Origin of the sequence: Rhodococcus sp. 06-221-2 (assembly GCF_002258365.1) — a bacterium.
Lineage (GTDB): Bacteria > Actinomycetota > Actinomycetes > Mycobacteriales > Mycobacteriaceae > Rhodococcoides > Rhodococcoides fascians.
The window spans coordinates 260,572-278,669 of the sequence record NZ_NOYJ01000025.1 but is presented as its reverse complement, the minus strand read 5'-3'; the positions used below and the strand labels follow the sequence as shown (position 1 = coordinate 278,669).

Genomic DNA, 18,098 nt, shown 5'->3' with positions numbered 1-18,098 from the left:
GGGTACGTCGCTACTCCCCCTCGAGCTCACCTTCGGTTTCCAGGTACACCTGGCGCAAGCCGTCGAGAACCTGCTTGTCCGGCTCGGCCCACATCTTGCGCTCCGCGGCCTCGAGCAGTCGTTCGGCAATACCGTGCAGTGCCCAGGGATTGGACTGTTGCATGAACTTCTGGTTCTGCTCGTCGAGCACATAGGTCTCGGCCAACTTCTCGTACATCCAGTCCTGCACCACATCGGTGGTGGCGTCGTAACCGAACAGGTAGTCCACGGTCGCCGCCATCTCGAACGCACCCTTGTAGCCGTGCCTGCGCATGGCTTCGAGCCACCGAGGGTTGACGACCCGAGCGCGGAAGACGCGGGCGGTTTCTTCCGAGAGTGTGCGCGTGCGAACCGATTCCGGCCGCGTGCTGTCACCGATGTATGCCTCGGGCGACTTTCCGGTCAGCGCGCGCACCGTCGCGACCATGCCTCCGTGGTACTGGAAGTAGTCGTCGGAATCGGCGATGTCGTGCTCACGTGTATCGGTGTTCTTGGCGGCCACGGTAATACGCTTGTACGCAGTGCGCATGTCGTCCGACGCGGGTACTCCGTCGAGTCCGCGGCCGTAGGCGAAGCCGCCCCAGGTGGTGTACACCTGAGCGAGGTCGTCGTCGCTGCGCCACGTCTTGCTGTCGATCAGCTGAAGCAACCCGGCACCGTACGTTCCTGGCTTCGACCCGAAAATGCGTGTCGTAGAACGTCGTTCGTCACCGTGTTCGGCCAGATCGGCCTGCGCGTGTGCACGGACGTAGTTCTGCTCGGGCTCCTCGTCCAACGCAGCCACCATCCGAACCGCGTCGTCGAGAAGGGCGAGCACGTGCGGAAACGCGTCACGGAAAAATCCACTGATCCGAACCGTCACATCGATGCGAGGGCGGCCGAGCTCGTCCAGGTCGATCACCTCGAGGCGCGTCACCCGGCGCGAGGCCTCGTCCCACACCGGGGAGACTCCGAGCAGAGCGAACACCTCGGCGATGTCGTCGCCCGAGGTCCGCATGGCCGAGGTGCCCCACACCGAGAGACCGACCGACTTCGGCCACTCTCCGTGATCCTGGCGGTAGCGAGCGAGCAGGGATTCTGCCATCGCCTGACCGGTCTCCCACGCCAATTTCGACGGCACGGCCTTCGGGTCGACCGAGTAGAAATTGCGGCCGGTAGGAAGCACGTTGATCAGGCCGCGCAGCGGTGAACCGCTCGGACCCGCCGCGATGAACCCGCCGTCGAGAGCATGCAACACCTGCTCGATCTCGCGGGAAGTTCCGCGTAGACGCGGTACCACCTCGGCGGCGGCGAACCTCAGAATCTCTGCGACCACGTCACCGTGTTCGCCCGCAACCCGCTCGGCCTCGGCCGGTTTCCACTGCGTCGCTTGCATTGCCGCGACCAGTCCGTGCGCGACGGCCTCGATGCTGTCGACGCGCGTGCGTTCCTCGTCGCCGTCCTCGCTGAGCCCGAGAGCTTCGCGTAGACCGGGCACCGTCTGCTCGCCGCCCCACATCTGCCGAGCGCGCAGCATCGCCAGCACCAACTCGACCTCGGCATCGCCGACGGGCTCCTGGCCCAGGATGTGCAGCCCGTCGCGGATCTGCACGTCCTTGATCTCGCACAGCCATCCGTCGACGTGCAGCAGCATGTCGTCGAACACTTCCTCGTCGGGACGCTCGTCGAGTCCGAGGTCCTTGTGCATCTGTGCCGCGGTCATCAGTGTCCAGATCTGCTGGCGAATGGCCGGTAGCTTGGCCGGATCGAGAGCCGAAATGTTCGCGTGTTCGTCCAGCAGCTGTTCGAGCCGAGAGATGTCTCCGTAGCTCTCCGCTCGCGCCATCGGCGGGATGAGGTGATCGACGAGAGTGGCGTGGGCTCGCCGCTTGGCCTGTGTGCCCTCCCCCGGATCGTTGACCAGGAAGGGATAGATCAGCGGCAAGTCGCCCAATGCAGCGTCGGTGCCGCAGGAGGCGGACATGCCGAGGGTCTTGCCGGGGAGCCATTCCAGGTTTCCGTGCTTACCGAGATGAACCATCGCGTCGGCCCCGAAGCCGCCGTCCTCGCGGGCTGCGGAGATCCACCGGTAGGCGGCCAAATAGTGATGGCTCGGCGGCAGATCCGGGTCGTGATAGATCGCAACGGGCTTCTCACCGAATCCGCGCGGCGGCTGAACCATGATGACCACATTGCCGAATTGCATTGCTGCGATGACGATCTCACCGTCGGGATCAGCGGAACGATCGACGTAGAGATCACCCGGTGCCGGTCCCCAATGTTCGATCACACCCTCGCGAAGGTCGTCGGGAAGCTGCTCGAACCAGGTTCGATACCGGGCCGCCGAAATACGAATGGGATTGCCCTCGAGCTGGGCGTCGGTGAGCCAGTTGGGGTCCTGACCGCCACGGGCGATCAGGGCGTGGATCAGTGCGTCGCCGTCTCGGGCCGCCAGACCGGGCACCGAATCCGGGCCCTCGAGCGGTCCGAGGTCGTAGCCTGCCTCACGCATGTCCGACATCAACGCGATCGCGCTGGCGGGAGTGTCGAGGCCGACGGCATTGCCGATGCGGGCATGTTTGGTGGGATACGCCGAGAACATCAGGGCGATTCGGCGGTCGGCGGCCGGGATGTGTCGGAGCCGCGCATGGCGGACGGCGATGCCGGCAACGCGTGCTGCTCGCTCGTGGTCCGGAACGTAGGTGGTCAGGCCGTCGTCGTCGATCTCCTTGAACGAGAACGGAACCGTGATGAGGCGGCCGTCGAATTCCGGGACCGCGACCTGCGTGGCCACGTCGAGTGGGGAGAGTCCGTCGTCGTTCTCGGACCACGTCGCGCGGGAACTCGTCAGGCACAGACCCTGCAGGATCGGAACGTCGAGGGCGGCGAGTTCGGCGACATCCCAGGCTTCGTCGTCGCCGCCTGCCGAAGCACCGGCGGGTTTGGTGCCGCCTGCAGCCAGCACGGTCACGATCAAGGCATCCGCCGACTTCAGCGTTTCCAGCAAGTCGGCTTCCGCCGTGCGCAGTGACGCACAGTAGATCGGCAGTGCGTTCGCCCCGGCGTTCTCGACTGCGGCGGCGAGGGCATCGATGTAGGTGGTATTTCCGGCGAGATGCTGAGCGCGGTAGTACAGAATCGCCACGGTCGGGCCGTCGGAGTGCTGGGCGGAGTTCCGCTCGAGGTGGCCCCACGTCGGCAGGTGTCGAGGTGCGTCGAAACCGTGACCGGTGAGCAGCACTGTGTCGGACAGAAAGTTGTACAGCTGCCGCAGATTGCCCGAGCCGCCCTCGGCCAGATAGTTGTGCGCTTGGGCGGCGACGTTGGCGGGCACCGTGGAGATCTCCATCAGATCCGCATCCGGGGCCTGCTCGCCGCCCAGCACGACCACGGGCAAACCGGTGGCCAGGACGGCCTCGATTCCCGACTCCCACGAGCGACGCGATCCGAGAATGCGGACGATGATCAGCTCGGCCGATTCGGCCATCGACGGGATGTCTTCCGCCAGCAGGCGGGACGGGTTGCCCCACGTGAAATCGGCCCCACTGGCGCGGGCACTGAGCAGATCGGTGTCCGATGTGGACAGCAACAGAAACACGGGTAACGCCCTCCTCGGGGTTTCGCGCCCCTGGATCGGTGAATCGTCCGAGCTCGTCGGTGAGAGGGTCCGACTCCCGCCCCGTCCCGAAGGCACGATCCTCGAGAACAGGTCCCATGAACCATTCCCGACGGGCTGCTCTCGACGAACTACAGGGCGGTCACGGTGGCGCGACCGTACCGGGATTTCACCGGTTTCCTCTCGGCCGGAGCCGTGAACATCGAATGCTACCGGTGCCGGGACGAGATCGGGCCACCCGTGGCACTTGTAGCCTGGTGAACATGAGTTCGCCCAGTAGGTCCGTGCCCGACGGCTGCCCCGGAGCTCTGTCGACGCACCGAGCGGCGGACGGTCCGTTGGCCAGAATCCGGCTCCCGGGCGGCCTCGTGCTGCCGGAGCAGATGCAGGTCCTGGCCGAGGCCGCGGCCGAGCTCGGTGACGGCTCGCTCGAACTCACGTCGAGGGGCAACATCCAGGTTCGTGCGGTCTCGGACCCGGACGAGCTCGCGAACAGGTTGGCCGCGGCCGGGTTGCTGCCGTCTCCGACGCACGAGCGCGTGCGCAACATCCTCGCCTCGCCGCTGTCGGGCCGGGTCGGCGGACTCACCGACGTCCGCAGTCTCGTCGGCGAGCTCGACGCTGCCGTGTGCGCTCGCCCCGAGCTCGCCGAACTACCCGGCCGAACATTGTTCGCCCTGGACGACGGCCGTGGGGATCTGTGCGGACTCGAACCCGACTTCGGGGTGTACGCCCAGGCCGACGGGTCGTTTGCAGTGCTGTTGGCAGGACGCGACAGCGGTGTACGCGTCGACCGCGAGCACGTGGTCTCGACTCTGCTCGACTGCGCGGATGCCTTCGTCCGGTTGCGCCACAAGGAATGGCGACTGGCGGAACTGGACGGCGGTGCCGCGCGCATCGTCGACGTGCTCGGGTTGCAGGCCGGACCGGTACTGGCCATGCCCGCGCCGGTCGAGGTGCCACCGATCGGCTGGCTCGATCAGGACGACGGCCACGTTGCGCTCGGCGCAGGTCTGGCCAACGGCGTCCTCGGCGCGCGGTTGGCCGAATTCCTCGCTGCCGTCGATCGTCCGCTGATCGTGACGCCGTGGCGATCGCTGATCGTGGGTGATCTGGACGAGGAACCGGCCGAACAGGTCGTTCGAGTTCTCGCACCCATGGGCCTGATCTTCGACGCCGCGTCACCGTGGATCCGAGTCAGTGCCTGCACCGGATCGCCCGGTTGCGAGAAGTCCCTCGCCGACGTCCGAGCCGACCTCGCGGCCGCGGTCGATGCGCGGATGACGCCACGGGACGAGCGGCAGCATTGGTCCGGTTGCGAGCGTCGATGCGGCCGACCCAAAGGCGAGGTGACCGACGTCATTGCGACGGGAATCGGCTACCAGGTGTCCTGAGCACCTGGAGACCGGCTTCCGGCTGAGGGGTCCCTCTCCCCTATCGTGACACGCATGCACGACTACATCCGTGACGGCGCGGAGATCTACCGCCAGTCTTTCGCAACCATCCGCGCCGAAGCGGATCTGTCTCGGTTCACCCCGGACGTCGCCCAGGTCGTCGTGCGCATGATTCACGCTGTCGGTGAGATCGACCTGACCGAGACGATCGGCTTCACGCCCGACGTGGTGGAGTCCGCCCGAACTGCCCTGCGCGCAGGGGCACCCGTGTTGTGCGACGCCAACATGGTTGCCGCCGGTATCACTCGTCGCCGTCTGCCGGCCGACAACGAGGTGCTGTGCACCCTGTCCGATCCTCGGGTGCCGGATTTGGCTCGGAGTATGGGCACCACGAGAACCGCTGCCGCGCTGGAGTTGTGGGGTGACAAGCTGGGCGGTGCCGTCGTCGCGATCGGAAACGCGCCGACCGCCCTGTTCCACCTGATGGAAATGCTCGCGGCCGGAGCTCCGAAGCCCGCAGCCATCGTCGGCGGCCCGGTCGGATTCATCGGCGCGGCGGAGTCGAAGGAAGATCTGATAGCCGCCGACCTCGGCGTGGAATATCTGGTCGTCCGGGGCAGACGCGGTGGCAGCCCCATCACCGTCGCCGCGGTAAATGCCATTGCGAGCGAACAAGAATGAGCTCCAGCGGAAAGTTGTGGGGAGTGGGCGTCGGCCCGGGCGACCCGGAGTTGTTGACCGTCAAGGCCGCTCGCGTGATCGGCGAGGCCGATGTCGTCGCGTTCCACAGTGCTCGGCACGGTCGCAGCATCTCGCGTGCCCTCGCGGCCGGTTACATGCGCGACGGGCAGATCGAAGAACACCTGGTGTATCCGGTGACCACCGAGGCGACGGCTCATCCCGGTGGGTACCAGGGTGCCATCGACGAGTTCTACGAGTCCGCTGCCGCACGGCTCGCCGCTCATCTCGACGCCGGCCGATCGGTTGTGCTTCTGGCCGAGGGCGATCCGCTGTTCTACAGCTCGTACATGCACATGCACAAACGCCTGGCACACCGGTTCGAGGTCGAGGTGGTTCCCGGCGTGACCTCGGTGAGTGCTGCATCGGCCGCGCTGGCGACTCCACTGGTGGAGCGCGACGAGGTGTTCACCGTCCTCCCCGGCACCTTGCCGGTGAACGAACTCACTCGCCGACTCCGCGGCACCGACGCCGCGGTCATCATGAAACTCGGTCGAACCTATCCGACCGTGCTCGATGCACTGGAACGATCCGGCAGGCTCGACGAAGCGCGGTACGTCGAGCGGGCCAGTACAGCCGAGCAACGCGTCCTCGATGCCGCCGACGCGGACAACGTGCCGTACTTCTCGATGATCGTCGTGCCGAGTCCGTCGAATCGAACCGAACTTCCCACCAGTACGGGCGAAGTGGTCGTGGTCGGTCTCGGTCCGGGCGACGACGTGTGGACGACGGACGAAGTGCGAGCCGAACTCGCAGCAGCGACCGATCTGGTCGGATACATCACCTACATCGATCGAGTTCCTCAGCGACCCGGCCAGATTCGGCATGCGAGCGACAACAAGGTCGAATCCGAGCGCGCGGCATTCGCCCTCGACCTCGCCAAACAGGGTCGCCGCGTCGCTGTGGTGTCCTCGGGTGATCCGGGCGTGTTCGCGATGGCGACAGCGGTCATCGAGGTTGCAGCAGAACAGCAGTGGAATTCGGTACCGGTACGGGTGGTCCCGGGAATGACGGCAGCCAATGCTGTTGCCAGCCGCGTCGGCGCGCCGCTCGGACACGACTACGCCGTCATCTCCCTTTCCGATCGACTCAAGCCCTGGGACGTGGTGGCCCGACGGCTCTCGGCAGTGGCCGAAGCCGACATGGCGATCGCGATCTACAACCCGGCGTCCAAGACTCGCACCTGGCAGGTCGCGGCCATGAAAGATGTTCTGCTCGAACATCGTTCACCGGCGACGCCGGTGGTGATCGGGCGCGCGGTAGGCAGTGCGCAGGAATCGGTGCGCACCGTGACCCTCGGGGAACTCGATCCCGAGTCGATCGACATGCGGTGCCTGCTCATCATCGGCTCCTCGATGACGACGGTGGTGGAGACCGGAAGCGGTCCCAAAGTGTTCACGTCGCGGCGCTACCCGTCAGTGAGTGACGCGTAGGCGTTCGATCAACCACCGAGCGGCGGCATCGACCTCGTCGACCGTCGATGCCGAGATGTCGACGGTGGGTCGCGAGATCATCAGAACGGGAATCGAGGCCGATCGCGCCGCGTCGAGCTTGGCGCGGGTCATCGTGCCGCCGCTGTTCTTGGTGACCAGCAGGTCTATTCGGTTGTCCGCGAGCATTGCCGACTCGTGCGCGAGGTCGAACGGCCCGCGGCCGAGCTCGAGGGTGGCGTGAGGGGGGACGGCACCGGTCGGTGGATCTATCGAACGAATCAGGAACCACGCATCGGCGACTCCGGCGAAATGGTGAACGCCTTGCCTGCCGATGGTGAGGAACACCCGACTACCCGGTTCTATCGATGCGGCCGCCTGGGGTAGGGATGCCACGGTGGTCCACTGGTCGTCCGTCGACGCGATCCACGGTGGCCGGGTCAGCACGAGATGAGCGACACCGGTTGTCCGAGCAGCGTAGTCGGCATGCGCGGTGATGGTGGCGGCAAACGGATGCGTCGCGTCGACCAGTGCGTCGACGGCGTTGTCTCGAATCCACTGTGCCAATGCGTCGGCACCGCCGAAACCGCCGATCCTGGTATGGCCCGACACCGGCGCCGGCTCGGCGACGCGCCCGGCCAGCGAGGTGATCAACTCGATCCCGGGCACGCCGGCCACGGCGGCCGCGAGTTGCCTGGATTCGGACGTGCCGCCCAGGAGTAGGACCTTCACTGCTCGTCCGCATCCGCCCCGTCGGGCGCACCCCAGGGTTTCGTCACGCACCACTGGGTGACCGGCAGTTGTGGTCGCCAGGTGGTGAAGGAGCCCAACGGCTCACCCCGGTAGATCTGGAACCGGCGCAGCCTGCCGCCGTATCGTGCAGCTGCCGAGAGCAGCAGTGAATCCGATTCTGCGGTCACCGAATTGGCGACCAATCGGCCACCCGGACGCACGGCCGCCCAGCACCGCTCGATCATGTCCGGCTCGGTCGCCCCGCCGCCGACGAACACCGCGTCCGGAACGCCTGCACTGCCGGGGACCTCGTCGAAAGCTCCGGGCGCAGTGCCGAGCACGGCCAACCCGGGCACCCCGAGCCGTTGTGCGTTGGTTGTGATCTGGTGTCGACGATCCGCAGACGACTCGAATGTCACTGCACGACACGATGGATCGGTGCGCATCCATTCGATGGCGATCGTCCCCGAGCCCCCGCCGACGTCCCACAGGACCTCGCCGGGTCCGGGCGCCAACGCACACAGCGTCAGTGCGCGCACTTCCTGCTTGGTCATCTGACCGTCGCCGGTGTACTGCGAATCGGGCAGGCCCGGAACGCGAGTGAGTCTGGTGGCGCCTCGATCTCGAACGCATTCGAGCGCGACGACGTTGAGCGGGTCGGCGTCGGCGAACGTCGATTCCGTCGCCGTCCCCCGGGTGACTCGTTCGGCCGGGCCGCCGAGTTGTTCGAGCACACTCACCGTGCTGGCACCGAAACCGTTGTCACGCAGGAGCGCACACACGTCACCCGGTGTCGAGCTGCCTCGGCTCAGTACGAGAAGTCGACGACCGTGGCCCAGTTCCGGGAGGACGGTCTCGACCGGGCTGTTCACCAGCGACACCGTCGTGGTGTGCGCGAGCGACCAGCCCAGACGCGCACAGGCGAGCGAGACCGACGACGGTGCGGGATACACCCTCAGACGTTCGGCGCCGAATTCGCGAGCCAGGCTCACACCGATACCGTGAAACATCGGGTCGCCACTGGCCAGCACACACACGGTCCGGCCGTCACAGGAGTCGATCATCGGCCGCAGGCTCGGTAGCAACGGACTGGGCCACGCCCGAGCGTCGGCGCACCTGTCCACCACGCCGGCAAGCTGCCTCGCCGACCCGAAGACGACATCTGCCTGCTCGACCACGACACGTGCGACAGCAGACAGTCCGTCCCAACCGTCTGCGCCGATTCCCACCACTGCGATGGGGTGAGGGTCGGGCTCCGCCATCAGCGCGGCATCCTGCGCCACAGCCATTGCGGAAGCAGTCGCATCGCGAAGAACACCGGGCGAAGAGTGCCGGGGATCCACACCGTCGACTTCCGGCTGCGCAGCGCAGCCACCACCGCGGCGGCCACCTGATCGGGTGTGCTGGACATCGGTGCCGGGTCCATGCCCTCGGTCATCGAACCGATGACGAACCCTGGGCGCGCGAGCAACAGATGGACGCCGGTGCCGTGCAGGGAATCGCTCAGTCCGCTGGCGAAGCCGTCCAGACCCGCTTTGGCCGAGCCGTAGACGTAGTTGGCCCGCCTCACCCGGACACCCGCGACGGACGAGAAGACCACCAGATCGCCGCTCTTCTGCGCCCGCAGTACCTTCGCGGCGTGGGTGAGGACGGAAGCCTGGGCCAGGAAGTCGGTCGTGATCACCTCCAGCGCATGCCCGGCGTCGTCCTCGGCGCGCGTCTGATCCCCCAGAATCCCGAACGCCAACACCACGATCCCGATGGGCCCGTGCCGTTCCACGACGGAGCGCAGGATTTCCTCGTGGGTGGCCATGGCGTTCGCGTCAAACTCGACCGCATCGACGGTCGTCGCGCCTGCCTGCAGCACACGTGACCGTTGCGTCGCCAGGTCGGAACTGCGCCGAGCGGCCAGTACGACGGTTCGTCCCGGTGCCAGCCGAGTGGCGACCTCGAGACCGATCTCGCTTCGGCCGCCGAGCAACAACAACGTTCCCGAGGCGGGTTCAGATCGTCTGCTCACGCCGAACAGTCTCTCCGATCGAGCCCCGCTCGTGGCAGTCGGGGCACGTCACTACAGTCGAGTCATGGCCGCTACCCCCGCTGACGCGACTGCCCTCACCGACGAGGCGATCGAATTCCTCACCGAACGGCACCTCGCCACGCTGACAACGTTGCGTCCGGACGGCACGCCCCATGTCGTCGCCGTCGGGTTCACCTACGACGCGGACGCGCACGTCGCCCGTGTCATCACCAACAACGTGTCGCAGAAGGCGATCAACGCCGGCCGCGGTGCCTACGCCGCCGTCACCCAGATCGACGGTGCCCGCTGGCTGACGTTGGAGGGTCCGGCCACCGTTCGTGACGACCACGAGTCGGTCGCCGATGCGGAGAACCGCTATGCCCGACGCTATCGCGTGCCGCGGGAGAATCCGACCCGCGTCGTCGTCGAGATAGCGGTGCGGCGGGTACTGGGCAGCCGCTCGCTGCTGCGACGCTAGTCGTCCGTCGGCCAGGGTAGAACGGTCAGGTTCGGCCATTCGGTGGTCCACCGCGCGGCCTTCGCCTCGTAGACGTGCCGCATCGGCAATCGCGGATTCGGCCGGACGATCCCGGCGAACAGGTCGTCGAAGCCGTGTGGGGCATAGACGCGGTCCATACCGTGGGAGTCCACGGCGATCCCGAAACAGCACGTGGTCGACACGAAGTGGTCGATGGCATCCTCGGAGCTTCGGTACGGAGCCAACGTCGCTCCGAAATGCTGCTCGTACCACAGGTGTACACGCGCTTGATTACGCACTTCGACATCGACCCCGAGGTCGGCGAACACGTCGGCCGCGGTCTCGATCACGTCGTTCTCGGCGGCGTACGACAGATCCGTGTCGTCGAAGTAGAAGAAGTCGTAGTCGCGAATTCCGGCCCCGAGATCTCGGTCGGCGAGGTGATTCCACACGGTTTGGAACAGACCGCCCGCCGTCAGGTACCAATTCGAAAGCCCGAGCTGCGGCGCACGCCGAAGTACCTCGGCCACAATCGGATTCGTCCTGACGACGGAGACGAACTCGGCTCGGCGGCCGTCGGTCACACCGGCAGCACGGCGAGACCGTGGGGGCGGAGGTTGACCGATTCGCACCCGTCCGCCGTCACGACGACGATGTCCTCGATCCTGGCACCCCACTGCCCACGGAAATAGATGCCCGGTTCGATGCTGAACGCCATTCCCTCGGTGAGAGTGATGTCGTTGCCCGCCACGATGTACGGCTCCTCGTGCACCGACAGGCCGATACCGTGTCCGGTGCGGTGCAGGAACGCCTCTCCCAGACCTGCTTCGACCAACACCTCGCGTGCGGCTGCGTCGATGGACTCCGCGCTGACTCCCGGCGACACAGCGTCGACTGCTGCCTGCTGAGCTCGCTCCAGTACCGCGTACCGGGTAGCGACCTCGGCCGAAGGCTCGCCGAGACTGTAGGTGCGAGTGGAGTCCGAGTTGTATCCCGGCGCAACGGGTCCACCGATGTCGACGACGACCACGTCGCCGGCCTCGACGACACGATCGGAGACCTCGTGGTGCGGATCGGCACCGTGCGGACCGGAGCCGACGATGATGAATTCCGGTGCGGTATGGCCTTCCTCGACGATCGCCGTCGCGATGTCTGCCGCGATCTGGGCTTCGGTTCGGCCCACTCGGAGCCACTCGCCCATCCGGGCGTGAACCCGGTCGATGGCATGACCGGCTCGACGCAGAGCATCGATCTCGGCGTCGTCCTTGATCATCCGCAGCTGGCGCAGAACGTCTGTCGCCAGTACCGGCACGGTCCCGAAAATCATCGCCAGCGGCACGAAGTGCAGGGCGGGCATTACGTCGGCGACAGCGGTCTTGCTGCCGGCCGGCACGGCCGCAGCCACGAGCGCGTACGGATCGACGCCGTCCACCCAATCGACGAGCGTCAGTGACAGGTCCTCGGCGGCGGAGGCACCCAGCGCGGCGAGTTCGAGCCGCGGCACGACGATGCTGGGAGTGCTGCCGTCGGCCGGCACCACCAACGCGATGAGACGCTCGAACGAGCTGGCCGTGGACCCGATCAGATACTGCAGATCCGGGCCCGGAGTGATCAGCAGGGCGTCCAAGCCTGCGTCCGACGTCAGGCGGGCCGCGCGCGCGAGTCTGGAGGCGTAGACATCGCTGGGAAAACGAGAAGAATCGACACTCATACCTCCAGGCTAGTGCCGTACGGCAAGATGAGCCCCATGACCACCCCCGGAAAGTCGCCGTTGCTGCTCCTCGACGGCGCGAGCCTGTGGTTCAGGGCCTACTACGCTCTGCCCGAGTCGATTACGGCGCCCGACGGCCGTCCCGTCAATGCCGTGCGAGGTTTCCTCGACATGATCTCGGCCCTGATCACGCGAACCGAACCGAGCCGATTGGCTGTATGCCTCGACCTCGACTGGCGTCCACAGTTCCGAGTGGACCTCGTTCCCTCGTACAAGGCTCACCGGGTTGCCGACGCCGCGCCGGATGTGGCCGAGAGCGAAGAGGTTCCCGAGACCCTGACGCCACAGGTGGACATGATCATGGACGTTCTGGCGGCGTTGGGAATTGCCACCGCGGGGGCCGACGGCCTCGAGGCCGACGACGTGCTCGGAACCTTGGCTGCACAGGAACGACGCGATCCCGTCGTCGTGGTCAGCGGCGACCGAGATCTGTTGCAGGTGGCGGCGGACGAACCGAACGAGGTACGGGTGCTGTACGTGGGTCGAGGCTTGGCCAAGGCCGAACTCTTCGGCCCGGTCGAAGTGGCCGAGCGGTACGGCGTCCCGTTGCACCGCGCGGGAGCGGCCTACGCGGAATTGGCGCTTCTGCGCGGTGACGCGTCGGACGGGCTACCGGGTGTCAAGGGTGTCGGCGAGAAGACGGCCTCCACACTCATGCTGCAGTACGAGTCCGTCGCGGCCCTGCGTGCAGCGGCACTAGATCCGGAGTCGGACATGGCCAAGGGAATTCGGGCGAAGCTGGCCAACGCCAGCGACTACCTCGATGCGGCACTGCCGGTGGTGCGGGTCGTCACCGATGCCGACGTCGTTCTGTCGAGGTCGGACGAGATTCCGGCGGAACCGGCAGATCTCGAGGCACTCGACAAGCTCGCGGAGACCCTGGGAATCAGAAACGCCGTGGACCGCCTCGTCTCGGCGATGGCGGCCACGGCGTCGCAGAATTGACCGGGGCTATTTCGGGAGTGAGACCTCGTAGTCGGCGTCGTCGTTGAGGAACGTCAACGTCACCTTCTTGAACGCCCCGTCGACCGTCAGCGTGCAATCGACGCTGGTGCCGGCCTTGACTTCGATGTTCTGCGGGCACGACACCCCCGAGACGTTCGTGGCACCGTAGGACTCGGTCAACACCGTGCGAATACCGTCCTGAGCGGCCGTCGTATCGAGGGTGGTCGTGCGCCCGAACGCGAAGTACAGCACTGCCGCGACCACGGCCACGACGGCGATGACGGAGCCCGCGATGATCAGCGGCTTCTTGGACTGCGCGCCACTGCGACCGGGACCTGGCTGCTGGCCCGGGTACTGCCCGGGGTACTGGCCCGGATACTGCTGTCCGGGATAGTGCTGACCGGGATACTGCTGATTCGGATTCTGCCCGCCCGCGAAGGGAGGCTGCTGACCGTACTGGCCGGCACCGTACTGCCCACTGCCACCGAATTGTTGTGGTGCGTAGGGGTTTTGGTAGGCGGCGTCACCGGCAGGCTGCTGTCCGGTCCCCGGATACGGTGCCCCGTACGGCTGTCCCGCCGGGTATTGCGCGGTCGGGTTCTGTGCGGTGGGGTTCTGTGCGGTGGGATTCTGCGGGTTGTAGCCCTGCGGGTACTGCCCCTGCGGACCCTGAACCTGGGGATTCTGACCCTGCTGCGGGTAGGGCCCGGCCGGATACGCGCCCTGGGGGTATTGCCCCTGGGGATACCCGCCCTGTGGGTAGTGCCCCTGCGGAGTTTGCCCCTGCGGAGACTGGCCGTATGCGCCTCCGGAAGGTTCGCCGTACTGCGTGGTCGGGGTGCCGGTGGGCGGCGCGTACTGTCCCCACGCCGACGGAGTCGGAGTCTGCGATTCGGATGTCGCCGCAGCTTCGCCGGTGGAAGCTTCCTGCCCGTCCTTTGCGGCACCGTCCTGGTCCGGCGTTCGTGACCAACTGTTGTCGGGGTCGGTCGGACCGTATGGGCCGCTCATCTCGCCTCCACTGAAATCTCGAATCCGTCGGGGGTACAGTATCCCGCTTGTCGCTGCGTCCGCTGTACCGACCCGGCAGTCCGGTTTCGGCCCGTCACGCAGCGCCCGTCACGCAGCATCTGTCACGCGGCATCGACGGCCACCACTCCTTGTCGCAGCGCGGCGACGGCACGGGCGGCGGTTCGCGACAGCTCGGGTTCGGGAGCGGCGAGCCGGACCTGGTCGAGCAGGTCGATGACCTGCCGACACCAACGGACGAAGTCGCCACCGGACAGCGCCTTGCCGTTGTCGCCTGCCGCGACCAGTGCGTCGACGAGCGAATGGTCGGAAGCCCACTTGTAGATCGCTTTGACGAAGCCCATGTCCGGCTCTCTGGTCGGTGGCAGTTTGTGCCGAACCTCGTCGGCCCGCAGCTCGTGCCACACCCGCACGGTCTCCGTCAACGCGTGCCTGATGGGTCCGGTCGGGCCGTGTGGGGTGATGTCTCCCTCGGAGCGGGACTCGTAGACCACGGCCGAGACCACTGCGGCCAACTCTGCGGCCGACAAGCCCTGCCACAGTCCGCCGCGGAGGCATTCCGCGACCAGAAGATCGGATTCGGAATAGATCCGGCTCAATCGCGCACCGTCGTCGGTCACCTTGGGATCCTTGCCCGGGGTCACGTAACCGCGGTCCGCCAGCAAAGCCAGAATGCGGTCGAACGTTCGGGCCAACGAGTTCGTCGTGGCCGACACCTTCTGCCGCATCGACTCGGTCTCCCGGGCCAGCCGGTTGTAGCGTTCGCCGGTTCGAGAGAGTTCCTCGCGATCCGGCCGGCTGTGCACCGGATGCGAGCGGATGGCCCGCCGCAGGGTTGCCAACTCCTTGTCGTCGGCGGCGGTCGACTTTCGTCCCACTCGATCGGAGGGCTGGGATATGCCGCGGGTGACCAATGCCGCCGCCAGATCCCGACGGGTCTTGGCGGTGCGGTGATCGACGAACCGTGGCAATCGCATGGAGCCGAGAGGCGTTGCCGGCGTTGGGAAATCGGCAGCGGACAGACGGCCGGCCCATTTGTCCTCGGTCAGCACGAGCGGCCGCGGATCGCCGCGATCGTCGTCCGGTTCGAGTACCACTGCCAGTCCGCTGCGCCGTCCGGACGGCACCGAGATCACGTCGCCGCGGCGCAACGCACGCAACGAGTCGACGGCTTTGTCCCGCCGATCGGACCTGTTCTGACGCTCGAGGGTCTTCTCTCGATCCTTCAGACGCTCGCGCAGTCGCGCGTACTCGAAGTACTCCCCGTCGGGGCCACCGAGCGTTGCGCCGAGCGCCTCCAACGTCTTCATGTTCTTCTCGATACCGCGGACCATGCCGACGACGGACCGGTCGGCCTGGAACTGAGCGAAGGACCGCTCGAGCAACTGCCGTGAATCCGCTGCCCCGAACTGTTCGATCAGATTGATCGACATGTTGTAGGCGGGCGCGAAAGAGCTCCGGAGGGGAAACGTTCGCGTCGACGCGAGTCCGGCCACCTCGGTCGGTTCGGTACCGGGCTGCCACAGCACAACCGCGTGACCCTCGACGTCGATGCCGCGTCGCCCGGCCCGGCCGGTCAGCTGGGTGTACTCCCCCGGTGTCAGCTCCGCGTGCGTCTCACCGTTGAACTTGACCAGCTTTTCGAGCACCACGGTTCGGGCAGGCATATTGATTCCGAGAGCCAGAGTTTCGGTGGCGAACACCGCTCTGACCAATCCCTTGACGAACAGCTCCTCGACGGTGTGGCGGAAGACCGGCAGCATTCCGGCGTGGTGCGCGGCGAACCCGCGTTCGAGCGCATCTCGCCATTCCCAGAAGCCGAGCACTTCCAGATCCTCGCGCGGGAGTTCGGAGGTGTGCTTCTCGACGATGTACCTGATCTCCTCGGCCTGCTCAGGCGTCGTCAGAACCAGCCGCGAACGCATGCACTGAGTCAGGGCCCCGTCACAGCCTGCACGACTGAAGATGAACGTGATGGCCGGGAGCAGACCTTCCTCGTCCAGCTTGGCGATCACGTCGGGACGAGCCAGCGGACGGTTGGCACCTCCGCCTCCCTGGTGGCCGCCGCGTCCGCCGCCCCCGCTTCGACCTCCGCGTCCTCGACTGTGCGGTGCGTGCCACCGATCCATGGAGTCCAGCGACTGACGCTGCTTGACGTGCCGCACCAGGTCTCGGTCCACGACGACCTTCTGGTGGCCGTCCGGTGACTGTGCTCGGGTGTCGAAGAGATCGAACAACCGACGGCCCACCATGATGTGCTGCGAGAGCGGAACGGGACGGTTCTCGTCCACGACGACCGAGGTGTCGCCGCGAACGGTACTCATCCACGCGCCGAACTCCTCGGCGTTGCTGACCGTTGCGGACAGGCTCACCAGACGCACGTCGTCGGACAGGTGCAGGATTACTTCTTCCCACACCGCACCTCGGAACCGATCCGCCAGGTAGTGCACCTCGTCCATCACCACGTGCGAGAGCCCGCGCAGTGCGTCGGAGGATGCGTAGAGCATGTTGCGGAGCACCTCGGTCGTCATGATGACGATGGGTGCATCCGGATTGATGGACGAATCACCGGTCAACAGACCGACCGTCTCGCGTCCGTATCGCGCAGTCAACTCGGCGAACTTCTGGTTGCTGAGCGCCTTGATGGGGGTGGTGTAGAAGCATTTGCGACCGGCAGCGAGGGCCAGGTGCACCGCGAACTCGCCGATCACCGTCTTGCCCGCGCCGGTCGGGGCGCAGACCAACACCCCGTGACCGTTCTCCAATGCAGTGCACGCATCCACTTGGAAGCGGTCCAACGGAAAACTCAACTCCGCGGAAAACCGTTGCAGTTCCGTGGGTTCTGGCCTGGACCGGGTGTCGACAACAGCCTCGCTCATGGTCGCTCCCCGTCGCTGGGACTCACATCAGATCGTGTCGTCGTACTGTGCCTGTGTTCGGGTCGCAGTGCCGATACCGCCCACCGGCGGTGTCGGTGCGACAGCGTGTGGGGCCTGGATAGAACTTGCGCCTTCGATGCGTGTTGCTTCGTCATCTGACACATCACCCCATTCGTCTCTTCTCTTGCGCAACTTACGCTTGTCGTGAATCCGCGCAATCTGCACTGCCATCTCGAAGAGCACCGTCAGAGCCAACGCCAAGGCCAGCATCGAGAAGGGATCCTGTCCGGGCGTTGCGATCGCCGCGAACACGAACAGTCCGAAGATCAACCCGCGACGCCACGCCTTCAGGCGTTCGTAGGTGAGAACACCGACGAAGTTCAACCCGACGACCAGCAGCGGTATTTCGAAGCTGACACCGAAGATGATCAGAAGATTGATCAGAAAACCGAAGTACTGATCGCCGCTCAGTGCCGTGATCTGGACGTTGTCACCGATCGACAGCAGAAAGTGCAAGCCCTTGGCGACGACGAAGTACGCCAGAATCGCTCCGGTCACGAACAGCGCAGCGGCACCGGTGACGAAGGAGACTGCGTAACGGCGTTCGTTGGCGTACAGGCCGGGAGTGATGAACGCCCAGATCTGGTACAGCCAGATGGGGCAGGCGAGCACGACGCCTGCGGTGAACGCCACCTTGAACCGCAGCAGGAACTGGTCGAACGGGCCGGTGGCGAGCAGGCGGCACTGATCGTCGTTGCTCAGATCCGCACGCAGGCTCGGGTCCAGGGTGCAGTACGGGCCTCGGAGCAGATCGCCGAGGCTTTCAACGCCGAAGATCGTGTGTGAGTACCAGAAGAATCCGAATGCAGTGGTCACCGCGATGGCCAGCAGCGACCAGAGCAGCCGGGTTCGCAGCTCGTACAGGTGATCGACCAACGACATCGTGCCGTCGGGATTGACTCGACGCTTACTGCGCCGTGGATCGAACGGAATGCGCATGGTGTTCTACGGTCAGCCTTCTTCGGTCGGCAGGCGGCACGAGGCCGTC

General features: G+C 66.1%; 14 protein-coding genes. 5 read left to right on the top strand and 9 right to left on the bottom strand.

Annotation, left to right across the window (positions count from 1 at the left end):
- Positions 1 to 10: 10 nt before the first annotated feature.
- Entirely contained in the window at positions 11 to 3,616 is a 3,606-nt protein-coding gene (gene cobN / locus CH281_RS13885) for a cobaltochelatase subunit CobN (protein WP_094694487.1), read from the bottom strand.
- A gap of 281 nt (positions 3,617 to 3,897) precedes the next feature.
- Between cobN and cobG the strand changes: the two genes are divergently transcribed.
- The 3 genes from cobG to CH281_RS13870 are packed head-to-tail and all read left to right on the top strand — an operon-like array spanning position 3,898 to position 7,199.
- Complete coding sequence (gene cobG, locus CH281_RS13880) at positions 3,898 to 5,028, top strand: precorrin-3B synthase (protein ID WP_045841901.1); 1,131 nt, start codon at positions 3,898 to 3,900, stop codon at positions 5,026 to 5,028.
- Between the two features lie 54 nt (positions 5,029 to 5,082).
- Positions 5,083 to 5,709: a precorrin-8X methylmutase gene (locus CH281_RS13875; protein WP_027497104.1), complete on the top strand. Its 627-nt coding sequence runs from the start codon at positions 5,083 to 5,085 to the stop codon at positions 5,707 to 5,709.
- The gene (locus tag CH281_RS13870; RefSeq protein ID WP_094622162.1) at positions 5,706 to 7,199 is read left to right on the top strand and encodes a precorrin-2 C(20)-methyltransferase; all 1,494 of its coding nucleotides are present in this window, start codon (positions 5,706 to 5,708) and stop codon (positions 7,197 to 7,199) included. Before CH281_RS13875 ends, CH281_RS13870 begins: the two co-directional genes overlap by 4 nt.
- Here CH281_RS13870 and CH281_RS13865 read toward each other — a convergent pair.
- Genes CH281_RS13865 through CH281_RS13855 form a run of 3 tightly spaced genes read right to left on the bottom strand, consistent with a single transcriptional unit; the run spans position 7,182 to position 9,948 of the window.
- A complete protein-coding gene (locus tag CH281_RS13865; protein ID WP_094694485.1) occupies positions 7,182 to 7,928 on the bottom strand; it encodes a cobalt-precorrin-6A reductase in 747 nt (248 codons plus the stop codon). The genes CH281_RS13870 and CH281_RS13865 overlap by 18 nt on opposite strands.
- Positions 7,925 to 9,217: a precorrin-6y C5,15-methyltransferase (decarboxylating) subunit CbiE gene (cbiE, locus tag CH281_RS13860; protein ID WP_241257591.1), complete on the bottom strand. Its 1,293-nt coding sequence runs from the start codon at positions 9,215 to 9,217 to the stop codon at positions 7,925 to 7,927. The genes CH281_RS13865 and cbiE overlap by 4 nt, the downstream gene beginning before the upstream one ends.
- A complete protein-coding gene (locus tag CH281_RS13855; protein ID WP_057474724.1) occupies positions 9,190 to 9,948 on the bottom strand; it encodes an SDR family NAD(P)-dependent oxidoreductase in 759 nt (252 codons plus the stop codon). Before CH281_RS13855 ends, cbiE begins: the two co-directional genes overlap by 28 nt.
- Positions 9,949 to 10,012: 64 nt before the next feature.
- Here CH281_RS13855 and CH281_RS13850 point away from each other — a divergent pair, with 64 nt between their 5' ends.
- Entirely contained in the window at positions 10,013 to 10,426 is a 414-nt protein-coding gene (locus CH281_RS13850) for a TIGR03618 family F420-dependent PPOX class oxidoreductase (RefSeq protein ID WP_032365855.1), read from the top strand.
- Here the strand turns inward: CH281_RS13850 and CH281_RS13845 are convergent.
- Positions 10,423 to 11,010, bottom strand: coding sequence for a nucleotidyltransferase family protein (locus tag CH281_RS13845; RefSeq protein ID WP_057474723.1), 588 nt, complete (start codon positions 11,008 to 11,010; stop codon positions 10,423 to 10,425). The two genes, CH281_RS13850 and CH281_RS13845, sit on opposite strands and share 4 nt — an antisense overlap.
- Positions 11,007 to 12,137: a M24 family metallopeptidase gene (locus tag CH281_RS13840; RefSeq protein ID WP_057474722.1), complete on the bottom strand. Its 1,131-nt coding sequence runs from the start codon at positions 12,135 to 12,137 to the stop codon at positions 11,007 to 11,009. Before CH281_RS13840 ends, CH281_RS13845 begins: the two co-directional genes overlap by 4 nt.
- 27 nt (positions 12,138 to 12,164) lie before the next feature.
- Between CH281_RS13840 and CH281_RS13835 the strand changes: the two genes are divergently transcribed.
- Positions 12,165 to 13,142 (top strand): 5'-3' exonuclease, encoded by a 978-nt coding sequence (locus CH281_RS13835; protein WP_027497097.1) that lies wholly within the window; start codon positions 12,165 to 12,167, stop codon positions 13,140 to 13,142.
- 6 nt (positions 13,143 to 13,148) lie between these two features.
- Here CH281_RS13835 and CH281_RS13830 read toward each other — a convergent pair whose 3' ends face one another.
- The 3 genes from CH281_RS13830 to tatC form a co-directional block, all read right to left on the bottom strand.
- Positions 13,149 to 14,153, bottom strand: coding sequence for a DUF4333 domain-containing protein (locus tag CH281_RS13830; protein ID WP_057474721.1), 1,005 nt, complete (start codon positions 14,151 to 14,153; stop codon positions 13,149 to 13,151).
- 122 nt (positions 14,154 to 14,275) lie between these two features.
- A complete protein-coding gene (locus tag CH281_RS13825; RefSeq protein ID WP_051365148.1) occupies positions 14,276 to 17,050 on the bottom strand; it encodes a DEAD/DEAH box helicase in 2,775 nt (924 codons plus the stop codon).
- Between the two features lie 27 nt (positions 17,051 to 17,077).
- Entirely contained in the window at positions 17,078 to 18,049 is a 972-nt protein-coding gene (gene tatC, locus CH281_RS13820) for a twin-arginine translocase subunit TatC (RefSeq protein WP_027497094.1), read from the bottom strand.
- Positions 18,050 to 18,098 lie beyond the last annotated feature (49 nt).